This window comes from Mycobacterium sp. Aquia_213 (assembly GCF_026625985.1).
In the GTDB taxonomy this organism is placed as follows: Bacteria; Actinomycetota; Actinomycetes; order Mycobacteriales; family Mycobacteriaceae; genus Mycobacterium.
In genome coordinates, this window is the sequence record NZ_CP113116.1 from 527,164 (window position 1) to 550,582 (window position 23,419).

Annotated in this window: 22 protein-coding genes; 9 read left to right on the forward strand and 13 right to left on the reverse strand. The window is 67.8% G+C overall.

Annotated features, from left to right (window positions below; all coding sequences use genetic code 11):
* Nucleotides 1-8: 8 nt before the first annotated feature.
* On the reverse strand, nucleotides 9-1,430 hold the full coding sequence (gene radA / locus LMQ14_RS02485; RefSeq protein WP_267733273.1) for a DNA repair protein RadA: 1,422 nt from the start codon (nucleotides 1,428-1,430) through the stop codon (nucleotides 9-11).
* Between the two features lie 50 nt (nucleotides 1,431-1,480).
* Entirely contained in the window at nucleotides 1,481-2,035 is a 555-nt protein-coding gene (locus LMQ14_RS02490; RefSeq protein WP_420714597.1) for a hypothetical protein, read from the reverse strand.
* Between the two features lie 313 nt (nucleotides 2,036-2,348).
* Between LMQ14_RS02490 and carD the strand changes: the two genes are divergently transcribed.
* Genes carD through LMQ14_RS02520 form a run of 6 tightly spaced genes read left to right on the forward strand, consistent with a single transcriptional unit; the run spans nucleotide 2,349 to nucleotide 7,389 of the window.
* The gene (gene carD, locus LMQ14_RS02495) at nucleotides 2,349-2,837 is read left to right on the forward strand and encodes an RNA polymerase-binding transcription factor CarD (protein ID WP_003419482.1); all 489 of its coding nucleotides are present in this window, start codon (nucleotides 2,349-2,351) and stop codon (nucleotides 2,835-2,837) included.
* A gap of 15 nt (nucleotides 2,838-2,852) precedes the next feature.
* On the forward strand, nucleotides 2,853-3,524 hold the full coding sequence (ispD, locus tag LMQ14_RS02500) for a 2-C-methyl-D-erythritol 4-phosphate cytidylyltransferase (RefSeq protein WP_267733274.1): 672 nt from the start codon (nucleotides 2,853-2,855) through the stop codon (nucleotides 3,522-3,524).
* Between the two features lie 14 nt (nucleotides 3,525-3,538).
* Complete coding sequence (gene ispF / locus LMQ14_RS02505) at nucleotides 3,539-4,009, forward strand: 2-C-methyl-D-erythritol 2,4-cyclodiphosphate synthase (protein WP_267735318.1); 471 nt, start codon at nucleotides 3,539-3,541, stop codon at nucleotides 4,007-4,009.
* 51 nt (nucleotides 4,010-4,060) lie between these two features.
* Complete coding sequence (gene cysS, locus LMQ14_RS02510; protein ID WP_267733275.1) at nucleotides 4,061-5,470, forward strand: cysteine--tRNA ligase; 1,410 nt, start codon at nucleotides 4,061-4,063, stop codon at nucleotides 5,468-5,470.
* Nucleotides 5,471-6,403 carry a 23S rRNA (guanosine(2251)-2'-O)-methyltransferase RlmB gene (rlmB, locus tag LMQ14_RS02515; protein WP_267733276.1) on the forward strand — a complete coding sequence of 311 codons (933 nt, stop codon included), beginning with the start codon at nucleotides 5,471-5,473 and terminating at the stop codon, nucleotides 6,401-6,403.
* Nucleotides 6,404-6,462: 59 nt separating this feature from the next.
* On the forward strand, nucleotides 6,463-7,389 hold the full coding sequence (locus tag LMQ14_RS02520; RefSeq protein WP_267735319.1) for a glycerophosphodiester phosphodiesterase: 927 nt from the start codon (nucleotides 6,463-6,465) through the stop codon (nucleotides 7,387-7,389).
* Here LMQ14_RS02520 and LMQ14_RS02525 read toward each other — a convergent pair.
* Nucleotides 7,386-8,777, reverse strand: a complete 1,392-nt coding sequence (locus LMQ14_RS02525; RefSeq protein ID WP_267733277.1) for an FAD-dependent oxidoreductase — start codon at nucleotides 8,775-8,777, stop codon at nucleotides 7,386-7,388. The two genes, LMQ14_RS02520 and LMQ14_RS02525, sit on opposite strands and share 4 nt — an antisense overlap.
* 171 nt (nucleotides 8,778-8,948) lie before the next feature.
* Here LMQ14_RS02525 and LMQ14_RS02530 point away from each other — a divergent pair, with 171 nt between their 5' ends.
* Complete coding sequence (locus tag LMQ14_RS02530) at nucleotides 8,949-11,573, forward strand: helix-turn-helix transcriptional regulator (protein WP_267733278.1); 2,625 nt, start codon at nucleotides 8,949-8,951, stop codon at nucleotides 11,571-11,573.
* Between the two features lie 18 nt (nucleotides 11,574-11,591).
* Here LMQ14_RS02530 and LMQ14_RS02535 read toward each other — a convergent pair whose 3' ends face one another.
* From LMQ14_RS02535 to LMQ14_RS02570, 8 genes are read right to left on the reverse strand one after another with little or no spacing between them, the layout of a single operon-like run.
* Nucleotides 11,592-12,833, reverse strand: a complete 1,242-nt coding sequence (locus tag LMQ14_RS02535) for an SLC13 family permease (protein ID WP_267733279.1) — start codon at nucleotides 12,831-12,833, stop codon at nucleotides 11,592-11,594.
* Between the two features lie 3 nt (nucleotides 12,834-12,836).
* Nucleotides 12,837-13,757, reverse strand: coding sequence for an MBL fold metallo-hydrolase (locus LMQ14_RS02540; RefSeq protein WP_267733280.1), 921 nt, complete (start codon nucleotides 13,755-13,757; stop codon nucleotides 12,837-12,839).
* Nucleotides 13,757-14,515 (reverse strand): LamB/YcsF family protein, encoded by a 759-nt coding sequence (locus LMQ14_RS02545; protein WP_267733281.1) that lies wholly within the window; start codon nucleotides 14,513-14,515, stop codon nucleotides 13,757-13,759. Before LMQ14_RS02545 ends, LMQ14_RS02540 begins: the two co-directional genes overlap by 1 nt.
* 9 nt (nucleotides 14,516-14,524) lie before the next feature.
* Complete coding sequence (locus LMQ14_RS02550) at nucleotides 14,525-15,253, reverse strand: sensor domain-containing protein (protein WP_267733282.1); 729 nt, start codon at nucleotides 15,251-15,253, stop codon at nucleotides 14,525-14,527.
* A gap of 3 nt (nucleotides 15,254-15,256) precedes the next feature.
* Entirely contained in the window at nucleotides 15,257-15,967 is a 711-nt protein-coding gene (locus tag LMQ14_RS02555; RefSeq protein WP_267733283.1) for a sensor domain-containing protein, read from the reverse strand.
* A 39-nt stretch (nucleotides 15,968-16,006) separates the two neighbouring features.
* Entirely contained in the window at nucleotides 16,007-16,867 is an 861-nt protein-coding gene (locus tag LMQ14_RS02560) for a metal ABC transporter permease (RefSeq protein ID WP_267733284.1), read from the reverse strand.
* Nucleotides 16,864-17,691 carry a metal ABC transporter ATP-binding protein gene (locus LMQ14_RS02565; protein ID WP_267733285.1) on the reverse strand — a complete coding sequence of 276 codons (828 nt, stop codon included), beginning with the start codon at nucleotides 17,689-17,691 and terminating at the stop codon, nucleotides 16,864-16,866. The genes LMQ14_RS02560 and LMQ14_RS02565 overlap by 4 nt, the downstream gene beginning before the upstream one ends.
* Entirely contained in the window at nucleotides 17,678-18,610 is a 933-nt protein-coding gene (locus LMQ14_RS02570; RefSeq protein WP_267733286.1) for a metal ABC transporter solute-binding protein, Zn/Mn family, read from the reverse strand. Before LMQ14_RS02570 ends, LMQ14_RS02565 begins: the two co-directional genes overlap by 14 nt.
* Nucleotides 18,611-18,760: 150 nt before the next feature.
* Between LMQ14_RS02570 and LMQ14_RS02575 the strand changes: the two genes are divergently transcribed.
* Entirely contained in the window at nucleotides 18,761-19,840 is a 1,080-nt protein-coding gene (locus LMQ14_RS02575; protein WP_267733287.1) for a LacI family DNA-binding transcriptional regulator, read from the forward strand.
* Nucleotides 19,841-19,858: 18 nt separating this feature from the next.
* Here LMQ14_RS02575 and kstR read toward each other — a convergent pair whose 3' ends face one another.
* The gene (gene kstR, locus LMQ14_RS02580) at nucleotides 19,859-20,458 is read right to left on the reverse strand and encodes a cholesterol catabolism transcriptional regulator KstR (protein WP_267733288.1); all 600 of its coding nucleotides are present in this window, start codon (nucleotides 20,456-20,458) and stop codon (nucleotides 19,859-19,861) included.
* A 273-nt stretch (nucleotides 20,459-20,731) separates the two neighbouring features.
* Here kstR and LMQ14_RS02585 point away from each other — a divergent pair, with 273 nt between their 5' ends.
* A complete protein-coding gene (locus LMQ14_RS02585) occupies nucleotides 20,732-22,876 on the forward strand; it encodes an acyl-CoA dehydrogenase (protein ID WP_267733289.1) in 2,145 nt (714 codons plus the stop codon).
* A 6-nt stretch (nucleotides 22,877-22,882) separates the two neighbouring features.
* Here the strand turns inward: LMQ14_RS02585 and LMQ14_RS02590 are convergent, their stop codons facing one another.
* Nucleotides 22,883-23,413, reverse strand: coding sequence for a hypothetical protein (locus LMQ14_RS02590; RefSeq protein ID WP_267733290.1), 531 nt, complete (start codon nucleotides 23,411-23,413; stop codon nucleotides 22,883-22,885).
* Between the last annotated feature and the right edge of the window lie 6 nt (nucleotides 23,414-23,419).

The window sequence follows — 23,419 nt, forward strand, 5'->3', positions numbered from 1 at the left end:
TCATTCTGCTACGCCATCGCCCGCGGCGTAGCAATGTCCAGCCGTTCGAGCCGCACGGGCCCGCTGCTGCGGTGGTCCGCGATGTCGATCATGTGCTCCAGCGCCGCGCCGATGTTGGGTGCGAACAGAGCCCGCATGCCCCGCGGAACGGTGTCGCATCCCGCCGGAATCAGCGCGATGCTGAATCCCTGCCGGGCGGCTTCGGCCAGCCGCCGGTCCATCCCGCTCACTCGGCGCAGATCGCCCGCCAGTCCGACTTCGCCGACCATCACCGCCGTGGTGGGCAGCGGCAGATCGGCCAACGCGGAAGCCAGCGCGATCGCGACGGCGAGGTCCGAGGACGGATCGGTCAACCGCATGCCGCCCACGGTGGACAGGTAGATGTCGTTGGCGGCAAGCGGCAATTTGGCGTGCTTTTCCAGCACGGCAGTGATCATCGCGGCGCGGGAGTGATCGATCCCGCTGACCGCGCGGCGCGGCGACCCGGCGTTCGGCGTGGCCAACAGCGCCTGGACTTCGCCGATCAGCGGCCGCTTGCCGTCCAGCGCGACCGTGATCGCGGTACCGGGCACCGGGGCGGGCCGCTGATCCAAGAACAGGTTGGACGGGTCGGCGACCCCTTCAATTCCGTTGTCGTGCAACATGAAACATCCGACTTCGTCGGCGCCGCCAAAACGGTTCTTGATGCCGCGGACCATCCGCAGCGAGCCGTTGCGGTCGCCCTCGAAATGCAGCACGACGTCGACGAGGTGTTCCAGCGAACGTGGTCCGGCGATCGCGCCGTCCTTGGTGACGTGGCCGACGAGGATCAGCGCCACGCCGTCGGCCTTGGCCGCGCCGGTGAGCGCGGCCGTCACCGCGCGCACCTGCGTCACCCCGCCGGCGACACCGTCGGACTCGGTGGTGGACATGGTTTGCACCGAGTCGACGATCACCAGTGCGGGCTTGACCGTCGCGATGTGCTCGAGCACCGTGTGCACGTCGGATTCGGCGGCCAGGTAGACCTCGTCGCTGCCGCAGTCCATGCGGTCCGCGCGCAGCCTGATCTGGCCCGCGGACTCCTCGCCGGAGATGTACAGCGCGCGCCGCCCGGACTGCGCCCACAGGTGGGCGACCTTGAGCAGCAACGTCGACTTGCCGACACCCGGATCACCGGCCAGCAGCGTCACCGAGCCGGGCACCACGCCGCCGCCGAGTACGCGGTCGAGCTCGTCGATACCCGTCGCGCGGTGCTGGCTGGCGCCTGGCTCGATGGAACTGATCGGCACGGCGCGCGACGCCCCGTTTACCGGACGGCGACCGCCCACCGTGCGGAGCACGGCAACCTCATCGACGGTGCCCCAGGTGCCGCATTCTCCGCAGCGGCCCACCCATTTGGCGGTGACGTGCTGGCACTCCGAGCAACGGTATTGCGAGCGCGCATTTGCCACGCCATGACGGTATCCGGCGGGGCCGACAAGCCCCGCTGTGACACGGCTGTTTAGGCCTCCGACGGCGCCATCCCGGCGGAAATCGGCACCTGCACGCTGGTTTGGCCGGCCTTCTCGAAGGTGAAGGTGAAGTTGTAGGAGAGGCCGTTGGTGATGGGCTTGGCCAAGTTGACGGATGCCTTGGCCGCGCTGTTGGGGTTGAGCACCCCCGGCGCGACCTTCTGGCCTTCCGGTGTACCGATGAACAGCATGCCGCTGGGGGGCAGGCGGGAGTCGCCGGTCACCGTCACGGTGCCGATGTCACTGGTGATGCCCAGCAAGCGGTCCTCGACGTCCGGGGACTGGTTCACTGCCACCAGCACCAGGTCCACGTTCTTGCCTGGGTGCAGGTAATCGCCGGTCTGCGCGGCCTGGATACGGATGTCGCGCAGCGCCACGTTGTTGACCGTGACCTTGTTGCCGTTGACGGCGGGCTCCTGCGTCGCCATCTGCGAGATCTGCCCGGCGCCACAACCGGTGAGCACGGCAGCGACCACGGCGGCCAGGCCGGCGAGGGCAACTCGGGCGCGAAGGCCGACCGCGAGGCTGGTCTTGAAGCGGTTCACTCGATGCCTCCTGGGCTCGGTCTGGCTGGTCAGAGCAAGTCGCGGCACGATGACGGCCGCGTCAACCGTGCAACTATGCACAGTAGTAGGAACCACGTTCCAGCGGTAGCGCAGGTAGCAAGACCAGCACCGCAGCGTCGGTAGCGGGGGCACCCGGCTAGGCAAGAGCGGGCATTGATAGTGTGTTCTATTGCACGTCTTCTCCCGTCTGTCAACCCCTATTCAGCGCGCGTTGTGCCCCTGACCTGCACTGTTGCTTCGCGTGTGTTGGACCGCCGTGTTAGACTGAAGTAACGAAAGGGGCTCGAATCTGATGATCTTCAAGGTCGGCGACACCGTTGTATATCCACACCACGGTGCTGCGTTAGTCGAGGCGATCGAAACCCGCACCATCAAAGGGGAACAAAAAGAGTATCTCGTCTTGAAAGTTGCGCAGGGTGACCTGACCGTTCGAGTTCCCGCCGAGAACGCCGAGTACGTCGGCGTCCGCGACGTCGTCGGACAAGAAGGCCTCGACAAGGTCTTCCAGGTGCTGCGCGCTCCCCACACGGAAGAGCCCACCAACTGGTCACGCCGCTACAAGGCCAATCTCGAAAAGCTTGCTTCCGGCGACGTCAACAAGGTTGCCGAAGTTGTCCGTGACCTGTGGCGTCGCGACCAGGAGCGCGGCCTGTCCGCAGGCGAAAAGCGCATGCTGGCAAAGGCCCGGCAGATTCTGGTCGGAGAGTTGGCGCTCGCTGAGAGCACCGACGACGCCAAAGCGGAGACCATCCTCGACGAGGTTTTGGCCGCAGCTTCCTGAAGGCCCTGAGCTCACGTGGTCGGGGGCACAGTTGTCGCAGTGGTCCCGGCCGCGGGGTTGGGGGAGCGGCTGCGCGCCGGCATCCCGAAAGCATTTTGCGAACTTGATGGACGCACGCTGCTGGAATGGGCCGTTGCGGGTCTGCTGAATTCGGGGGTCGTTAGTCACGTCGTGGCGGCGGTGCCTGCCGATCGCATCGACCAAGCCAAGCAAGTCCTGGGTGACCGGGCGACCGTTGTAGCCGGCGGCTCCGGGCGCACCGAATCGGTGAATCTGGCATTATCCGCCCTGTCCGGCGAACCGGATTTCGTGCTGGTTCACGACGCCGCCCGCGCGTTGACGCCACCGGAGCTGATCGTGCGCGTGGTCGACGCGTTGCGGGCCGGGCACGGCGCTGTGGTGCCCGCGCTGCCGCTGCATGACACCATCAAGGCCGTGGATGCCAACGGCGTGGTGCTGGGCACGCCGGAACGTGCCGGGCTGCGGGCGGTGCAGACACCGCAAGGGTTCGCCACCGACCTGCTGTTGCGCGCATATCAACGAGCCGCCGGCGCGGTTTTCACCGACGACGCATCCCTGGTTGAACACGTCGGCGGCCAGGTTCAGGTGGTCGACGGCGACCCGTTGGCATTCAAGATCACCACCCAGCTGGATCTGCTGCTGGCCCAAGCGATTGTGCGCCGGTGACTGAACAGCTTCGGATGCCAAGGGTCGGTCTGGGAACCGACGTACACCCGATTGAGCCCGGACGGCCCTGCTGGTTGCTGGGCCTGCTGTTTCCCGACGCCGACGGCTGCGCCGGACACTCCGACGGCGACGTGGCCGCGCACGCGTTGTGTGACGCGCTGTTGTCGGCGGCCGGGCTGGGCGACATCGGCGCCGTATTCGGAGTCGACGATCCGCGGTGGAAGGACGTCAGCGGCGCCGACATGCTTCGCCACGTCGTCGAGCTGATATGCAACGACGGCTTTCGGGTCGGAAACGCTGCCGTGCAAGTAATCGGTAACCGGCCAAAGATCGGCCCCCGGCGCGCCGAAGCACAGCAGTTGCTGTCGGATCTGGTGGGTGCCCCGGTGTCGGTCTCGGCGACCACCACCGATGGCCTGGGCCTCACCGGGCGGGGTGAGGGTTTGGCCGCCATCGCGACAGCCCTCGTTATCGCGCACGGATAGCCCCGCGAGCTGCGGTCGGCCGATCCGAAGTAGCAGGTAAGCTGGCACGTCGTGACCGATCGCCCCCCCATGCGGCTGCACGACACTGCAGCCGGCGCAGTGCGCGACTTCGTTCCGCTGCGCGAGGGGCACGTCTCCATCTACCTGTGTGGCGCGACCGTTCAGGGACAGCCGCACATCGGCCACGTCCGCAGCGGCGTGGCCTTCGACATCCTGCGCCGCTGGCTGATGGCGCGCGGTTACGACGTCGCGTTCATCCGCAACGTGACCGATATCGAAGACAAGATCCTCGCCAAGGCCGCCGCGGCCTGCCGGCCATGGTGGGAGTGGGCTGCCACCTACGAGCGTGCGTTCACCGCGGCCTACGACGCCCTGGACGTGTTGCCGCCGTCGGCGGAGCCGCGAGCCACCGGGCACATCACCCAGATGGTCGAGTTAATGGACCGCCTGATCGAAAATGGTCACGCGTACGCCGCGGCCGGGGACGTCTACTTCGACGTGCTCAGCTACCCCGAGTACGGCCAGCTGTCCGGCCACAAGATCGATGACGTCCACCAGGGCGAGGGCGCCGGGACCGGCAAGCGCGACCAGCGCGACTTCACGCTCTGGAAGGGCGAAAAGCCCGGTGAGCCGTCGTGGCCCTCGCCGTGGGGGCGCGGGCGCCCGGGCTGGCACCTGGAATGCTCGGCGATGGCGCGCACCTATCTGGGGCCGGAATTCGACATCCATTGCGGGGGAATGGATTTGGTGTTCCCGCATCACGAGAATGAGATCGCCCAGAGCCGCGCGGCCGGGGATGGGTTCGCCCGCTACTGGCTGCACAACGGCTGGGTGACGATGGGCGGCGAGAAGATGAGCAAGTCGCTGGGCAATGTGTTGTCCATCCCGGCGATGTTGCAGCGGGTGCGCCCGCCGGAACTGCGCTACTACCTGGGCAGCGCCCACTATCGCTCGATGCTCGAATTTTCCGATACGGCCCTACAGGATGCGGTGAAAGCCTATGTGGGAGTTGAGGAATTCCTGCATCGCGTACGGGTTCGGGTCGGCGGCGTCGTCCCCGGTGAGTGGACGCCGCGATTCGCCGACGCGCTCGACGACGACCTCGCGGTCCCGATCGCACTGGCCGAGATCCACCAGGCCCGGGCCGAGGGCAACCGGGCACTCGACGCCGGCGACCATGAAGGCGCCCTGCAGAGCGCCGGCTCGATCCGCGCGATGATGGGCATCCTGGGCTGTGACCCGCTCGACGAACGCTGGGAATCGCGCGACGAGACGTCGGCAGCGCTCGCGGCCGTCGACGTGCTGGTCCAGTCCGAGCTGGAAAGCCGGAAGCAGGCCCGCGACGAGCGCAATTGGGCTCTCGCAGATCAGATTCGGGACCGACTCAAGAACGCCGGCATCGAAGTCACCGACACCGCCGACGGGCCGCAGTGGGAACTGCTGGCCGGTGACGACAAATAGATGGCCGGCAATTCGCGGCGCCAGGGGGCGATACGTAAGTCCGGCAGCAAGAAGGCCCCGACCGTAGGCTCGGGCGGCCAGCGGCGCCGCGGGCTGGAGGGCCGTGGTCCCACGCCGCCCGCGCACCTGCGCCCCAATCATCCCGCTGCCAAGCGCGCCACCCAGACCCAGCCACGACGGCCGGCCAAACGCACCGACGAAACCGAAACGGTGCTCGGTCGCAACCCGGTAGTGGAATGCTTGCGTGCCGGAGTCCCCGCGACCGCGTTGTATGTTGCGCTCGGCACCGAAGCCGACGAGCGGGTAACCGAATCCGTCACGCGGGCGGCAGATTTGGGAATCGCAATCCTGGAAGTGCCGCGGTCTGACCTGGACAAGATGACCACCAATCATCTGCACCAGGGCATCGCGCTGCAGGTGCCGCCGTACAACTACGCCCACCCCGACGACCTGCTCACGACAGCCCTGCAGTCGCCGCCGGCGTTACTGGTCGCGCTGGACAATATCTCGGATCCCCGAAACCTCGGTGCGATCGTTCGCTCGGTCGCGGCCTTCGGCGGCCACGGCGTGCTGATACCGCAACGCCGTTCGGCCTCGGTGACGGCCGTGGCCTGGCGCACCAGCGCGGGTGCGGCGGCCCGCATTCCGGTGGCGCGTGCCACCAATCTCACGAGGACACTGAAGAGTTGGGCCGACCGCCGGGTGCGGGTGATCGGGTTGGACGCCGATGGTGACACCGTGGTCGACGACCTGGACGGTACCGACCCGATCGTGGTGGTCGTCGGATCGGAAGGCAAGGGCCTGTCGCGGCTGGTGCGGCAGAACTGCGAACAGGTGGTGTCCATACCGATGGCCGGCCATACCGAATCGCTGAACGCGTCGGTGGCCGCCGGGGTGGTGCTCGCCGAAATCGCGCGTCAGCGCAGGAGTTAACCGGATTGCCCGGCCGGCTCGCCCGCCTGGGCGCTGTGCTGACCGCCGTCGCGTTGCTGATGCCGCTGCCGGTGTCCGGGGCGCAAGCACCCGGCTTCGATCTTCAAGCGCATCGCGGCGGCCGTGGTGAAACCACCGAGGAGTCGCTGCGCGCCTTCGCCAAATCACTCGAACTCGGGGTCAGCACACTCGAACTCGACATCGTCATCACTGCGGACGGACAACCGCTGGTGTGGCACGACCCGACGATCGACGCGCAGAAATGTGTCGACACCGGGCCCGCATTCGCCGGTGACCCGCAATTCCCTTACGTCGGAAAGCTGGTGCACGAACTCACCCTGGCACAGATCCACACCCTGGATTGCGGACGTCTACTTGCCGAGTTCCCCCGGGCTGAAGTGGTGCGGGACAACAAGATTGCGACCCTGCCGGAGGTCTTCGTGCTCGCCGACTCGTATCGGGCTTCAGTGCGCTACAACATCGAGACCAAGGTGGAGGCCGACCAGCCGAGCAGATCGGCCGAGCCCCAGCAGTTCGTGGAGGTGATCCTGGCCGCTGTCAGGTCAGCGGGCAAGGTCTCTTCGGTCGAGATTCAGAGCTTCGACTGGCGAACCCTGCCGATGGTGCATCAGGCCGAACCGTCGATTCCATTGGTGGCCTTGTACAACGAGGAGACCTGGGTGCCGGACTCGCCGTGGCTGGCCGGCTTCAATGTGGCGGCCGTCGGGGACCCGATGATCGGCGCGCTGATGGTGGGGGCGAACATCGTCTCCCCCAGATACCAGCTCGTCACCGCAAGGGCGTATGTCGATCACGCACATGCGTTGGGGCTCAAGGTTATTCCGTGGACCGTCAACGACACTGCCTCGATGCGTGCCCAAATCGGCTACGGTGTCGACGGCATCATCACCGACTATCCGACGCTGCTGCGCGGTGTGATGAGCGAACTTGGCATGCCGCTGCCGCCGGCCTATCGCCGCGGCTAGACGGCCACGCTGCGGGTCGGGTCGCCTGCCGCTTCGTACTGCTTGCTACCGCGCCTGCGTCTGCGGTTGGCGAGGGCGGCACGCCACAGCATGCCCGGGCGCAGTAGCCGAGTGGCGGGGTCGACGAGCGCGGTCACCCTGACGAACTGATCGACCGCGTAGGGATCGTATTCGGCCGCGGTGAGCACCCGATCGACGTATGCGTTGAGCAGCCGAGTGAGCAACGGTGGTGTGCCCTCGATTTCGGGTAGGCATAGGTCGGGATTGGCCGACAGTTCCCAGGCCGCGCGGATCGGTACCGCCGCGGCCTGGAAGAACCGCCGCGCCAAATCGACTGTGCCGCTTGATAAACAGTCGCGTAGCGCCAGCGCCTCGAGTGCGGCTACGGTCATTCCCTGGCCATAGATCGGGTTGAAGCTGCAGATCGCATCGCCGATGACCAGCAGCCCCTGGGGAAATCGTCGCAGCTTGTCGTAGCGGCGCCACCGACTGGACGGCTGACGGTGCCGGGTTGGCTCTCCGATGGGTTCGGCGGCGCTTATCGCGGCCAGCAGGTCGGGTGGTGCGCAGTCCTCGACGAACTCGCACATCGACATCAGGTCGGGGCGTGGCCCGTGTCCTGCTATGCCGAAAACGGTGAACATCCAGGTGTCGTTCTCCGAGTGCACAATGCCCAGCCCGCGTGGCCGGCCCGGCACGGTTCCGACGACGAAACCGAGTTCGTGCAGCGCATCCGGAGGCATGCTCAGCAACTGGCTCACATAGGTCAACTCCACCATGACCTGGTCCTCGCGCGGGCGGTCGTAACCGAGGGCGTCCAGCCAGGCCGGGGTGCGGCAGCCTCGTCCGGTCGCGTCGATCACCAAATCGGCCCGCAGCGTCAGGTCCTCGCGGGTGCGACGGTCGACCACCCGCGCCCCGGTGATGCGATGCTGGTCCGGCGTCGCGGTCAGTTCCACGATGTCGTGCTCGTCGAGCAGCCTGACGTTGGGGATGGTGCGCAGGCGCGCGCGGACGTGATCTTCCAGGAAAGGCCGCGTTGCGAGATAGGCAGTGAACGACGCGGCGCTGCCGTGGCGCGCCAGCAGGTGCCCGCCCACGTCGTAGTACACCTGCGACAGATCCCGGCCGTCTAGGTAATGCGCGCCGTCGACGACCAACTCGTCGAGGATGCCGGGGAAGAATTCCTCAAAAGCCTGCGCACCGCGAGACAGCAGGCCGTGCAGGTGCCGACCCTGCGGCACACCCCGGCGAGGCACGCCGATATCGGGCAGCGGGTCGCGTTCCACCACCGTCACCGTGTCGAAGAACTCGCTGAGCGATCGCGCGGCCAGCAGACCGGCCATGCTCGCTCCCAATACGACCGCGTGATTACCGATCTTCGCCATGGCCCACCGCCTGTGCTGAGCGTTTTGTCTGACGAAAGCCATGGTGGTGGCACCCGACTGGCGACGGCAGCGTAGTCGACTACGCCACTGATCCGTGTCCACTACATATCGGCTGGCCGAAACGTCGGCAAAGCGCCCCTCCCGAAGGTCGCGCACCGTTATAGTCGCCGAGTGATCGGCGCTGAGTCGCTGACCGGGCGTGACAGCGAATTAGGGAGCATTCGCCGCGCCCTCAGCGCAGTAGGCAATCACTCGGGCGTGGTAATCGCCGGAGCCGCCGGCGTGGGCAAGACTTGGTTGGCCCACGAGGCGCTGCGGCGGGCCGCGGCGGCGGGGGAGCGGACGAAGTGGATCGTCGGCACTGACTCGGCGCACGCGCTGCCTCTCGGTGCGTTCATCGGGTCGCTGGGCGCGGCGATGTCGAATCCGTTGACCGATGTGCAACGGGTGATCAATTCGTTTGTCGCGCAACAGCGTCGAGGCCGGGTCGTGGTCGGGGTCGATGACGCGCACCTGCTGGACGGATTGTCTGCCCTAGTCGTCCATCAGCTGGCGCAGTCGGGTGGGGTCCGGCTGGTGGTCACACTGCGCACCGGGAGTGACGAACCCGATGCGGTGACGGCGTTGTGGAAAGACGGGCTGCTGCAACGGCTTGATCTGGAGCCGCTCTCGGCCGCGGCGACACGTGAGGTCATCGAGAGCGGGCTGGACGGTCCGGTCGATGCGCGCAGCGCCGCCCGGTTCCAAAAGCTGACCGGTGGGAATGCCCTGTTTCTGCGGCAACTGTTGGCCGATCAGGTGGCCGCCGGGCGGATGCGCAAAACGGCCGGGGTATGGATGTGGGACGGCGATGTCGCGGTCTCGGCGAGCTTGTCCGACACGCTGGGTCGCCAGATGGGTCGCCTGAGCCCGGGGATGGCGATGGTGGTCGACACGTTGTCGCAATGTGAGCCGCTGGCCGTGGGCGTGCTGTGCGACTTGGTGGACCGCAGCGACGTGGCCGCCGCCGAGCGGATGGGCCTGGTGAGCATCGAACGCACGGCCGCCGGATTGACGGCCAGGCTCGCACACCCGCTGTTCGGTGAGCTACGCCGCGCGAACGCCGGCGAGTTGTATCTCTCGGAGATCCGGGGCAGGTTGGCGACACGGCTGGCTGACGACGGCGACGCCGACATGCAGGCCACCGTGCGCCGCGCGCTGCTGCGTCTGGAGTCGGATCTCGATCCCGACCCCGGGCTCTACCTGGAATCGGCACGGCATGCGATGACGCTGCTTGATCTGGATCTGGCCGACCGGTTCGCCAGCGCCGCCGCGCGAGCCGGCGCGCCCGGAGCGGCCGGGGTGCGGGCGATGAATCTGGTGCTGCGTGGACGCGGCGAGGCGGCAGAGGCGGCGTTGCGCGAGATGGCGGACGGCGACCTGCCGGACGGCCATCACTGGGCGACCCTACGAGCGGCCAACCTGCTTTGGATGCTGACCAGTCCGCGCGACGCGGCGGCGATCCTCGATGGCCTTGCCGGGATCGCTGAGACCCCGGCGCAGCGGGCGGAGCGGTTGGCGGTCCAGGCGTGCCTGGACGCGGTGTCGGCGCGCTGCCGGGTCGCGGCCGAAAATGCCCGGGCGGCATTGGATTTTCCGGAGTTACCGGGCTTTCACGCGATGATGGCCTCGCTGGGGTTGATCATGGCGATGGGGGCGCTGGGTCAAGTCGACGAGCTTGCCGGCGTCGCCGAGCAGGCACTGCGGCGTGCGACGACGTCGTTTCAGGCATCGCACATGCGGTTTTGGTTCGGCGCCGTCTACGGTCGCGCCTGCCGGCTGGTCGGGCAGATCGACGAATTCGTCAGTACGGCGAGGCAACTGGCCGACTCGGCCCGCGAAATCCCCGGCCTGGCCTATGCGAACCTGGCCTTGCTCTTGGGTAACGCCGAACTGGTTCGCGGCTCTGTCGCCGAGGCGGTCCGGCTGGTGCACGAGGCGGCCGCCGGCGTCCAAATGCATTCCATCACAACGGGTTTACGGGCGGCGAGCTACTTCGCGCTTGCCGAGGCGCACGCAAAGCTCGGGCAGGCGACCGAAGCGAATGACGCTGTCGCCGCGGCGCGCTCGTGTGTGCCGCCGGACTTCTTGTTCATGCACACCGCATCGGCACTGGCCGACGGGTGGGCGATGGCGGCAAACGGTCACCTGTCCGAGGCCGTGGCAAGCGCGCACGAGGCGGCGCGACTCGCTCGCGATCGCGGCCAGCCCACCCATGAGCTGGCCTGCATTCAGGCCGCGGCCCAATGGGGCGATGCCTCGCAGGCGGCGCGGGCGCGGGAACTGGCCGACGTGTTGTCGCTGCCGCTGGCCGCCGCCATCGCATTACACGCGGCGGCGCTGCTTGCTTGCGACGGCGAGGGCCTGCTCGCGGCATCGGCGGCGTACCGGGAGATCGGTGATCGGGCCACCGCGGCCGACGCGGCCGCGCAGGCCTCCGTTGCATTCGACGAATGCCAGCACCATCGGCGCGGCATGTATGCCGCGGCACTGGCCAGGGAATTGGCCGATGAATGCGGTGGATTGCACACGCCGGCGCTGCGGACTCCGACGGGCATCAAGCTGTCGGGTCGCCAGCGCGACGTCGTCGAACTCGTCGTGGCCGGTCTGTCCAACCGCGACATTGCCGAACAGCTGGTGATGTCGGTGCGCACCGTCGAAGGCCACGTGTACCGGGCCTGTCAGCGAGTGGGGGCCCAGTCGCGCGAGGAACTGGCGTCGATCATTCGATCGGGGCCCTGCGGCGACCGAAGCTGACAAACTTTCCGCTCGCGACTAGAGGCCGAGCAGGCGCGCCGACCACCACAGTGCGACGACCGCCACCACCAAGGCGGGGGGCACGGTGCACAGCCCCAGGCGCGTGTACTCGCCGACGCCGGCTTCGACGTCGTGCTGGCGAAGTACGCGCCGCCACAAGAGGTTTGACAGCGAACCGACATAGGTCAGGTTGGGCCCGATGTTGACCCCGATCAGCACCGCCAGGATCGCGACTGGCCCGCTTGGCGCGACCAGCGGCAACAGCACCAGTGTTGCCGGCAGGTTGTTGACGACGTTGGCCAGTACGGCGGCTACCGCGGCGATGGCAAGCAACGCGGGCAGCCCCGACCCGTGGGGAAGCACCGCGGACATCGCGTGGTCCATCCCGTTCAGCGTCACCGCTTGCACCACGACGCCCAGCGCCAGCACGAACACCAGAAACGAAACCTGGGCCGAGCGCAGGATTTCCACCACCGTGGTGTGCCGGCGGCGCAGGCTGCGCACCGCCAGCACCGAGGCGCCACCCAGCGCCACCCACGCGGGGGCGACTCCCAGCGGCTCGCAGAAAGCGAACCCGGACAGCGTCAGCGCCACGACCACCAACACGAACACCGGCGGCCGCGGCGCCGGTGCGAGTTGTTCCGGGTCGGGGGCGGTACGCAGATCGCGGGCGAAAAAGCCGCGGAAGACCAGGTACATCGTCGCTATCGTGGCCAGCCACGGTAGCGCCATCAGCAGGGTGAACTGGGTGAACGAGACGTTCGCGACGTGAAACGCCAGCAGGTTGGTCAGGTTGGACACCGGAAGCAGCAGCGAGGCGCCGTTGGCGAGGTGGGCCGTGGCATAGGCGTAGGGCCGCAAAGGAGTTCGCAGCCGGCGCACCGCGGCCAGCACCACCGGGGTCAGCAACACCACGGTGGCGTCCAGGCTCAGGACGGCGGTGATGGTGGCGGCGATGACGAATACCTGGCGCAGCAGACCGTGCGAACCGCGGGGCGTTCGCGCGATCGCCGCACCCGCCGCCTCGAACAGGCCTTCGTCGTCGCACAGCTTGGCCAGCACCAGCACCGCGCCCAGGAACGCGACCACCCCCGACAATCCGGCAACCTGCTGGGCCGCCTGGCGGACCGAGATCGCGCCGATCGCAACCACGATGAGCGCGGCCGGAACCGCGGCCAGCGCCTCCGGCCAGCCCCGCGGGCGTGCGACAGCGAACCCCAGGACCACGGCAAGCAACAGCAGCGCAACGGTTAAAGCCAAGGCCTAAACCATCCACGGGTTTTCGCGCCGCCATACCGTCGGCATGTGCAGCGCGACACCGTCGCGCGCGGCGAGCTCGTCGAGCACCCGGATGGACACATCCAGGTCGTCACCCGCATACGGCAAGGCCCGCAACGGCTTTGACAGCGGGCGAAAGAAGTCGTCCCAGTGAATGAGGATCACCCGGCGCGCGCCCACGGCTTGCACGGTCTCGGCCCAGTAGTCGAGCAGATAGGACCGCGGCTGCAGACCCAGCTGGCCGACGGACAGGTAGACCGCGTCGGCGCGCTGTCCGGCCAGCGCGCCTTTGACGAAGCCGGCGCTGCCCTGAATCAACAGCCGCCGATCCGACGGCAGGTGGTGGATCAACGTCGACCACGACTCGCCGCAGCGATAGGCCGACACCTTCACCGGCGGCACCAGGGGCGCGTCGATCACGCCGGGGAACCGGTCTGGTGGACAGTGGTGAGATTCCACGAGCGTTACATCGAAGGCGCCCAACCGAATTGGTTCACCCGGGACGGCGATGGTCAGGCGGTCTTCCGGCAGGCCGTACCCGCGCCCGACGTTGGCCGCCGACTCGCCCCCGACCAGCTGCGCGCCGGTGCGGTCGGCGACCAGTGCGGAATCCATCACGTGATCGACATGGGTATGCACCGGGATGACCGCCGCCAGCCGCGAAACCTTGGCCCGGGCCAGGCGTCCGTCCACGCGCACTGCCGACGGCGATAGCTTGCCGGCCGCGACCTGTGCCAGGCCGGGTCGCGAGAAATAGCCGTCGGTCATCAGCGCCGACGAGCCGTCCTCGATCAGCAGTGTCGCCACACCCATCCAGGTCACCGAGAGCGCGCCGGCCTCGGCGGCGGGCACGTCGAACCGATCCGAATAGCGCGCGATGTCGGGGCGACCGAGTTTCAGTCGCATCAGCAGAACGGCCTGATGTCGATGCCCGTGGCCTCGAGCTGAGCGCGAACAGCGGTTGCGATCTGCACCGCGTCGGGTGAATCACCGTGCACGCAGACCGATTCCACGGTCACCGAAATCTGGCTGCCGTCGACCGCCGTGACCTGTCCGGCGGACACCATGGTCGCCACCCGCCGCGCGATTGCCGCCGGGTCGTCCAGCACTGCGCCCGGTTCCCGACGGGCGACCAGCCGGCCGTCGGGCCGGTAGCCACGATCGGCGAACGCCTCTGCGACGGTGCGCAATCCGAGGCGCGTGGCCTCGCCGAAGAACGCCGAACCCGCCATGCCCAGCACCGGCAACGCAGCGTTCGCCATATATACCGCCGATGCGACCGCCGCGGCCTGTTCATGATTGGTCACGATCGTGTTGTACAGCGCGCCATGGGGTTTGACGTAGGAAACCACTGAGCCGGCGGCGTGCGCGATCGCCTGCAACGCGCCGATCTGATAGACGACGTCGGCGACGAGGTCTTCGGCGGCAACGTCGATGAAGCGCCTGCCAAACCCGGCCAGGTCGCGATAGCTGACCTGGGCTCCGATGCGCACGCCGCGCTCGGCGGCCAACTGGCACACCCGCAACAGGCTGGCGGGATCGCCCGCGTGGAAACCGCACGCGACGTTGGCGCTCGTGACGATTCCGAGCATCGCGTCGTCATCGCCCAGGCGCCAGACGCCAAAGCCCTCCCCCAAGTCGGCGTTCAGGTCGATAGCGGCCACCTGCTTAGCTTATTGCGGAATCTTGGCGACGATCTGGTCGAGGAGGTTGTTGGCCGCCGAATCGGTGTCCTTGTTGAGCAGGCAGACCCGCGCCTCGACGACGACGGAGTCCTGGACGGTCATCGCGTGCGAGCAGCCCCACCGGGGGTCTTCCTCTTGGCGCATCGACAATTCCATGCGCGAGCCGCTGACCCGTAGGTCGTGCGTGTTGAAGTAGCTGTGATTGCCGTTGGAAGAGTGAAATCCGTAGCGTCGCTGGGCGCAGCGTTGCCAATCCTGTTGTGCACGCTGCAGCAAGGCCTGGGCGTCGGCCGGGGTGGTGAACGACGTCACGAGTTGGGTGACATCGGCCTGCACGGCGTTGGGGGTGCTGAATTGGTTGCCGCGCATCGCGACGTATCCGCTGTTGGCGTAGACCGTCACGTCACCCACCGACCCGAGTCCCAGGCAGGTGCGGTCGTCGATGATCTTCGATGAGTCCGAGGTGCTGGTGGCGGTGCCGACCAGCGCCATGTTCGTCCCGCCGACCAGGGCGACGACCTGGTCCTGACTCAGCAGCAGGCCTTCCAGGACGGTCGTGGGCATCGCGCTCGGCGCCGGGCTGGCCGGCGAGCTGGCGGGGGTGTGGAGAACGGGTTCGGCGGCCAGCGCGGTCCCGTCGACCGCCCTGGTGCAGCCCGCTGTCAACGCACAGGCGATCGCAAGTAAGGCAGTCGGCCATCGAAGTCCCCGGTGCATCGCTTACTGCTTAGCAACTTTCGCCGCGAGCTGAGAAGCGATGTCGGTGGCCGACGCACCCGCCAGGCTGTAGGCGCACGTCACGACGTCGATAACGACGTTGTTGCGCGAGGTCAGGGCCCGCTGGCAGGTCCAGCCGTCGCCGCCTTCCTGGACCTCCGAGGTGCTCAGCGTGCCGTTGTCGGTGGTGACGCCGGCCACCGTCCACACGGTTTCGGGCTGGCCCGGCGTGGCGTCGGTGAAACGACGCTTCGAGCAGGCCGGCCAGCTTTGCACCGAGGAGTCGTAGAACGCGTCGGCGTCGTGCGCGGACGCGAATGCGACGACGGCCTGAATGGCGTAGTGGTCGCGCTTTTTGGAGCCGTCAACGCTGTCGTCGATCCGCTGGCCGCGCATCGCGGTCCACCCGGTGCCGGCATAGACCTTCTCCTGCGCGGGCCCATCGATGGCCAGGCAGTTCTTGTCGCTGATTCCGGGGCTCCAGTCCCACAAGCCCTTGGCGTTCACCCACACCTTCATCGACTTCGCACCCAGCGCGGCGTTGATCCGGTCCACGCTGAGCAGTAACCCCTCCAGCGCAGACACCGCGACAGGATTTCGACTCGGGGCGCCAGACTCGTCCGCCGGTACCGCCTTTCCGGCGACGCTGCTGGTGCAGCCGACGGCAATGGTGGTCAACGCTGTCAGCACGAAGACAGCCAATCGCTGGCGCACCGTTGCCTCCCCTGCCCGCGGCCACTGCGTGCGCCAAGTTTAAGTGCTGGCCTCCCGCCGTCGTCCCACCAGCCAGCAAAACAGGTAGATCAGAAACGAGATCGTCGCGACGAAAACCGACACCGGGACACCGGGCGCGAGCGACAGCACGATGCCGCCTACCGCGGCAACCTCGGCGAAGATCACCGACGCCACGATGGCCACCGCCGGCGAGGCGACCACCCGGGCCGCCGCGGCCGCCGGTGTGATCAGCAACGACATCACCAGCAGCGCGCCGACGATCTGCACGGCCTGCGCGGCCACCACGCCGACCAGCGCGGCGAACACGATGCCCAGCGCCCGAACCGGCACCCCGCGGGCGGCCGCGACGTCGGGATCGACGGTGGCGAACAGCAGCGGCCGATAGCTGATCGCCAGCACGCCGATGACCAGCAGGCACACCAGCGCCAGCGTCGCCAGTCCGGTGTAGCCCACCCCGACGATCTGGCCGGTGAGCAACGCGAAGCTCGTCGTCGAGCGTCCCGGGTAGAGGTAGATGAACAGCACCGCCAGGCCCAGCCCGAACGCCAGCACCACCCCGGTCACCGAATCGCGTTCCCGGGCCCGCTGGCCGAGAACGCCGAACAATGCGGCCGCCACGGCGCTGCCGATCAGCGCGCCCAGGCCCACCTGGAACCCGACCAGCAACGCGAATGCCGCTCCGGTCAGCGACAATTCGCTGGATCCGTGCACGGCGAACGACATCTGCCGCATCACGATGAACGGGCCGATCAGCCCGGCCACCAGTCCCAGCAGAGCGGCCGCCAGCAGTGCTTGCTGCACGAAGTCGTGGCTCAGCAGGCGGGCGGTGATGTCGAACGAGAGCAAATGGTCCAGCACGTCGGAGAGCTGGTTGTTCATAAGGCGTATCCGCTGTCCTCGCCGATCACCACGTAGCGGTTGTTGACCTTGACTACCTGAATGTCGGCCCGGTACAGCGTGGACAGCGTCTCGGTGTTCATCACCTGCTCGACGGTGCCGATCCGGAAGCGGCCGTCGACCAGATACAGCACCCGGTCGACGTACGGCAGGATCGTGTTGATCTCGTGGGTCACCACCATGACCGTGGTGTTGGCCTCCCGGCGGCGGCGGTCGATCAGCCCGGCGACCAGCTTGGCGTTGGCCGGGTCCAGAGCCAGCAGCGGCTCGTCGCACAACAGCAGCATCGGATCGCTGGCCAACGCCTGAGCGATGCGCATGCGCTGCAACTCCCCACCCGACATCAGCCCGACGCGGACGTCGGCCAGCGGCTCGCCGTTGACCTGTGCCAGCGCCTGGCGTACCGCCAGCCGGCAGCGGCTGCGCTCGGCGGACCGCAGCGGCATGAAGCCCCAGCGGTTCCCGTCGATGCCCAGCCGGACCAGGTCGCGCCCGACCAGCATCACGTCCCGGTCGATCGGGCGGTGTTGGGGCACATAGCCGATCGCGCCGCTGCCCGAGGTGACCTCTTTGCCGTCGACGTGGGCGGCGCCGGCGCTCAGCAGCAGTTGGCCGAGCAAGACTTTGAGCAGTGAGGTCTTGCCGGTGCCATTAGGGCCGAGCACCGCGATGAACTCGCCCGGCGACACCGACAGGTCGAGGCCGTCCCACAGGACACGATCGCCGAACGCCAGCCGGGCACCGGCCAGCGACACGGCGGGCGGCCGCTGGTCGGCCGTCTCGACCGCTTGGTCAATTACGGGCATTGTTCTGGCTGGATCGCAGCGCGGCCTGCAGCTGATCGACGGTGTTGCGTTGCCAGGTCAGGTAGTCGGTGTGGTCGGGCAGCGTCTCGGTCACCAGCGTGACCGGGACGCCCGCGCGCCGTGCGGCATCCTGCAGGCCGCTGATCGCGGGTGTGGCCGTCTGCGGGTTGACCAGCACCGCCGCGACTTGGTGACGGTTGACCAGGTCGAGGACGAACGCCATGTCGGCCGGCGAGGGATCGGTTCCATTCTCGTTGGCCGACATGAAGCTTTCGGGGGTGCGGTCCACCAATCCCGCGGCCTTCAGCAGGTAGAACGCGACGGGTTCGGTCGCGACAACAGAGGTGTTGGGGAACGTGTTGCCGATAGCGCGTTCCGAGGCGGCGATCGCGTCGACGTCGCGGTCGAATCCGGCGGCGTTGGCCCGATAGTCGGCGGCGTTGTCCGCGTCGATGGCCGCGAGTCGGTCCGCGATGGTGTTGGCGACCGTCTTGACGACGCCGAGGTCGTAGAAGACGTGCTCGTTGGGCGGATTCCCGTTGTCCGCCTTACCGGCGAACGAGTAGGCGTCCACGGTCTTGATGTTCGAATGGCCGTTCAGTACCTGAGTGGCCCAGGGGTCGTAGCCACCGCCGTTGTAGACCACCAATCCGGCGTCCATGACGGCCGCGGCGTCCGAGGCACTGGCCTGATAGGTGTGTGGATCGATGGTGGCGCCGGACAGGATCGACTTGACGTGGAGATGGCGTCCGGCGACGACCTGGGCAACGCTGCCCCACACATCGGTCGAGGCCACCACACCGGAACCTTGCTGGTGCGCGGAACCGGCGACCCCGCAGCCCGCTATCGCCGTCGCGCCGATCAGGCACGCGGCCAAGGCCGGCAGGAAGCGCGATCGTCTCGCGTTGAGTTGTCGCATTCATGTCCCATCAGCGCTGCCCGCAGGTGTGAAATTCCGGAGGCTGTCCGGCCCGCCGCTTCATAATACTAATGAAAATCGTTTCCATTAGAAAGTCCCAGATCGCGGCGGCGTACGCGCAGGCGAGGATGCGCTGTAGCGTCGGCGAACGTGAGTCCCACACCGCGCCGGCGTGCGACTCTGGCGTCGTTGGCGGCCGAACTCAAGGTTTCGCGCACCACCATCTCGAACGCCTTCAACCGGCCGGATCAGCTCTCGCCCGACCTTCGCGAGCGCGTGCTCGCCACGGCCAAGCGGCTGGGTTACGCCGGCCCCGACCCGGTGGCGCGCTCGTTGCGCACCCGCAAGGCCGGTGCGGTGGGGTTGTTGATGGCCGAGCCGCTGACCTATTTCTTCAGCGACCCGGCGGCGCGCGATTTCGTTACGGGAGTGGCGCAATCGTGCGAAGAGCAGGGGCAGGGACTGCTGCTGGTCGCCGTCGGACCCGGCCGGAGCCCGCAGGACGGCGAGGCCGCGGTGCTGGCCGCCGGGGTGGACGGCTTCGTGGTGTATTCGGTCCGCGACGAGGATCCCTACCTCGAGGTGGTGCTGCAGCGGCGCGTGCCGGTGGTGGTGGTCGACCAGCCCAAGGGTTTGTCCGGGGTGTCGCGGGTGGGCATCGACGACCGGGCGGCGATGCGGGAGCTCGCCGAATACGTGCTGGGGTTGGGGCATCGCGAGATCGGGCTGCTGACGATGCGGCTCGGACAGGACCGCCGCCAGGACCTGGCGGACGCGCAGCGGCTGCGCTCCCAGACTTTCGACGTGCAGCGCGAACGCATCGCCGGCGTGTGGGACGCCATGCGGGCCGCCGGCGTGGACCCGGACTCGCTGACCGTGGTGGAGAGCTACGAGCACCTGCCGACGTCGGGAGGCGAGGCGGCCAAGGTGGCGCTGGAGGCCAATCCGCGGATCACCGCATTGATGTGCACCGCAGACATATTGGCGCTATCGGCGATGGATTACCTTCGGGCACACGGGATTTACGTGCCCGGTCAGATCAGCGTCACCGGATTCGACGGGGTGCCCGAGGCGATCAGCCGCGGCTTGACGACGGTGTCGCAGCCCAGCCTGCGCAAGGGCCACCGGGCCGGCGAACTACTGCTCAACCCGCCGCGATCCGGCCTGCCGGTGGTCGAGCTGCTGGACACCGAGCTGATCCGGGGCCGCACCTCCGGTCCGCCGGTTTAGGCGCCTGCTAGGTCGATGCTAGGCACCGTCGGAGTCGCCGATCAGCAACCGCACAGCCAGGTCGAGCCGCTTGCTGACGTCGGTCGCCGAGGCGCGCCGGGTCAGCCAGGCCAGCAGGTTCGACAACCACACGTCGGAGATCACCCGGGCGATGTGGTACTGGTCCTCGCTGGGTTCGCCGTCACTCATCGCGCGGGCGAACATGCTGTCGATCAGCTTTTCCACCTGGTCGACCTCGCTGGCCGCCGACGCGTCGGCGAAAACGTAGGCGCGCGTCATCGCCTCGGTGAGCAGCGGATTGCGCTGCATCGCGCGGTTGAGCTTGCCGACCATGAAATTCAGCCGCTGGAACGGCGTGCCGCCCGCCATCGCGGAGCGGTCGGTTTTCGCGTCGATGCGGCCGAACTCCCGGCCCAGGGCCGACACCAGCAGGTGCACTTTCGAGGGAAAATAGCGGTACAGCGTCCCGACCGCCACGTCCGCCCGATCCGCCACCGCACGCATCTGAACTGCCTCGTAGCCGCCCTTCGACGCGATGGCCATGGTGGCGTCCAAGATGCGCTTGCGACGTTCGCGTTGTGCCTCCGAGCCCAGCTCGGATTCGGCCAGTACTGCCACGTTCATGACCTCGCGTGGCTGCGAGTCAGAGACGTTGCCCGAGTTAACGTTCGCTGACGACATCTGACGGGTTGCTCCTCTTTCGGGTGGTTCGTTCGCAAACGATAACCGTGTCGTGTGTGAATTTCCCACCTCCGTCCCGCCGGGGCAGCGAGTTGTGCTGCTGTAATGGCGTTCGACTTGACGGTCGATCGCTGGCACTATTAGAACACGTTCTAGTGGGCTGTAGCGCCCCTAATGGTCACGTTGAATCAAGCACACGGAGGGCCTCAGGTGGTAGCGACCGTCACTGACGAACAGTTCGCGGCGCGAGAGTTGGTGCGCGACTGGGCCCGCAACACGACTTCCGGGCCGGGTGGGACCGTCGCGATCCGCGAGGTCGAGCAGGGCAACGCAGATGCCTGGCGGCCCGTATTCGCCCGGCTGGCCGACCTCGGCCTGTTCGGGGTTGCCATCTCCGAGGACGCCGGTGGGGCCGGTGGCAGCATCGAAGACCTGTGCGCGATGGTCGAGGAGGCGGCCAAGGCGCTGGTGCCCGGGCCGATCGCCACCACCGCGCTGGCCACTGTGGTTCTTTCCGAGGCGGGCACCGATCCCGACGTACTGTCGGCGCTCGCCTCGGGTGAGCGCTTCGCCGGGTTGGCGCTCGAGGGTGACGTCCAGTTCGACAACGGTTCGGTGTCCGGGACGGTCGATTTCGTGTTGGGCGCCTCCGACGGCGCGCTGCTGTTGCTGCCGGCCGGCGGGAAGTTTGTGCTGGTCGACAGCGGCAGCGAGGGTGTGCAGGTGGAGCCGCTGCAGGCCGCCGACTTTTCCCGGCCGCTGGCGCGCGTGGTGCTGACGTCGGCGCCGGCGACCCCGATCGACGAGTCGCGGGAGCGGGTCGCGGAGCTGGCCGCGACCGTGCTGGCGGCCGAAGCGGCCGGCATCACGCGCTGGTGTCTGGATACCGCCGTCGACTACGCGAAGGTTCGCGAGCAGTTCGGCAAGCCGATCGGGAGCTTCCAGGCCATCAAGCACCTGTGTGCCGAGATGCTGTGCCGCGCCGAGCAGGCCGAGGTGGCCGCCGCCGACGCGGCCCGGGCCGCCGGGGACTCCGACGAGCGCCAATTCTCGATTGCCGCCGCGCTGGCCGCCGCCGTCGCGATCGCCGCGGTGAAGGCCAACGTCAAGGACTGCATTCAGGTGCTCGGCGGCATCGGCTGTACCTGGGAACACGACGCGCATCTGTACCTGCGCAGGGCGCATGGCATCGGGCGATTCCTCGGGGGCGCCGAGCGCTGGCTGCGCCGCATTACCGAGCTGACCCAGGACGGGGTGCGCCGCCGCCTCAACATCGACCTCACGGAGGTCGAGGGTCAGCGCGCCGAGCTCGCCGCGACCGTCGCCGGGATCGCCGCGCTGCCCGCCGAGAAGCGACAGGTAGCCCTGGCCGAGGCGGGGCTGCAGGCGCCGCACTGGCCGAAGCCGTACGGGCGCGGCGCGTCGCCGGCCGAGCAGCTGCTGATCGACCAGGAGCTGGCCGCGGCCGGAGTTGAGCGACCCGACCTGGTGATCGGCTGGTGGGCGGCGCCCACGATCCTCGAACACGGCACGCCAGAGCAGATCGAGCAATTCGTGCCGGCCACCACGCGTGGCGAATTCCTTTGGTGCCAGCTGTTTTCCGAGCCGGGAGCCGGCTCGGACCTGGCATCGCTGCGGACCAAGGCAGTGCGCGGGGATGGCGGCTGGTTGCTGACCGGGCAGAAGGTGTGGACGTCGGCGGCGCACAAGGCGCGCTGGGGCGTGTGCCTGGCCCGCACCGATCCCGACGCCCCAAAACACAAGGGCATCACCTACTTCCTGATCGACATGAAGTCGCCGGGCATCGACATCCGGCCGCTGCGCGAGATCACCGGCGACTCGCTGTTCAACGAGGTGTTCCTGGACAACGTCTTCGTGCCCGACGAGATGGTCGTCGGCGCGGTGAACGACGGTTGGCGGCTGGCCCGCACCACGCTGGCCAACGAGCGGGTCGCGATGGCCAGCGGGACCGCGCTGGGCAACCCGATGGAAGAGCTGCTCAAGCTGCTGGCTGCGAGGGACCTAGACGTCGCCGAGCAGGACCGGCTGGGGCGGCTGATCATCTTGGCCCAGACGGGCGCGCTGCTGGACCAGCGCATCGCCCAGTTGGCGGTGGGCGGCCAGGACCCCGGCGCGCAATCCAGCGTGCGCAAGCTGATCGGCGTCCGCTACCGGCAGGCGCTGGCCGAATTCACGATGGACGTCGCCGAGGGCGGCGGGCTCGTTGACCGCCGGGCGGACAAGGACCGAGCGGTATTCGACTTCCTCAACACGCGCTGCCTCACGATCGCGGGCGGAACGGAGCAGATCCTGCTGACCGTGGCGGCCGAGCGGCTGCTTGGCCTGCCGCGCTGACAGCGGCTAGGAGAACGTCGTCACCGCGCAGGTGCTCGGCGAGGTGATGTTGACCCCGCTGTAGACCACCTGGATGTGAGTGCAGGTGATCACGTTGACGTCGGTCTTGGGCTGGCCGGTGCCCCAATCGGTGGAGTCGATGCGCCCGGTCGTCTGGTACTTGTCCGGCGGCCCTTCAGCGAAATAGACCGTGGTGATCTCGTCGGTCCCCATCGACTTCATGACCCGCTCGTATTGGCCGTTCGCATGCGCGTCCAGGTAGGCCATCCGGTTGTTCGACCGGATCTCGGTGGTTTGGCGGGCCCACAGGTCGTGCGGGAAGCCGGTCACACCGTCCGGGGTGCGCATGTCGGCCCCGGCGACGAAGTCGCAGTGGCCGTCGGATTTGAAGCAGTTGAGGAACATGTGGGTTTCCAACTGGTTGGGGCCGTCCAGCGGGAACAGGGTGGTGGCGGTATTGCTGGCCGCCCCGGCTAACGGTGCGGGCAAAAACGTCAACAGCAGTCCGACGGCCGCCGAGCCCGTTACCGATCGCATCACCGG

Coding starts and splice junctions, on each gene's coding strand:
- carD (WP_003419482.1), top strand. CDS start 2,349: ATGATCTTCAAGGTCGGCGACACCGTTGTATATCCACACCACGGTGCT.
- ispF (WP_267735318.1), top strand. CDS start 3,539: ATGCCAAGGGTCGGTCTGGGAACCGACGTACACCCGATTGAGCCCGGA.
- rlmB (WP_267733276.1), top strand. CDS start 5,471: ATGGCCGGCAATTCGCGGCGCCAGGGGGCGATACGTAAGTCCGGCAGC.
- LMQ14_RS02520 (WP_267735319.1), top strand. CDS start 6,463: ATGCCGCTGCCGGTGTCCGGGGCGCAAGCACCCGGCTTCGATCTTCAA.
- LMQ14_RS02525 (WP_267733277.1), bottom strand. CDS start 8,777: ATGGCGAAGATCGGTAATCACGCGGTCGTATTGGGAGCGAGCATGGCC.
- LMQ14_RS02540 (WP_267733280.1), bottom strand. CDS start 13,757: ATGCGACTGAAACTCGGTCGCCCCGACATCGCGCGCTATTCGGATCGG.
- LMQ14_RS02550 (WP_267733282.1), bottom strand. CDS start 15,253: ATGCACCGGGGACTTCGATGGCCGACTGCCTTACTTGCGATCGCCTGT.
- LMQ14_RS02560 (WP_267733284.1), bottom strand. CDS start 16,867: ATGAACAACCAGCTCTCCGACGTGCTGGACCATTTGCTCTCGTTCGAC.
- LMQ14_RS02565 (WP_267733285.1), bottom strand. CDS start 17,691: ATGCCCGTAATTGACCAAGCGGTCGAGACGGCCGACCAGCGGCCGCCC.
- LMQ14_RS02570 (WP_267733286.1), bottom strand. CDS start 18,610: ATGCGACAACTCAACGCGAGACGATCGCGCTTCCTGCCGGCCTTGGCC.
- LMQ14_RS02590 (WP_267733290.1), bottom strand. CDS start 23,413: ATGCGATCGGTAACGGGCTCGGCGGCCGTCGGACTGCTGTTGACGTTT.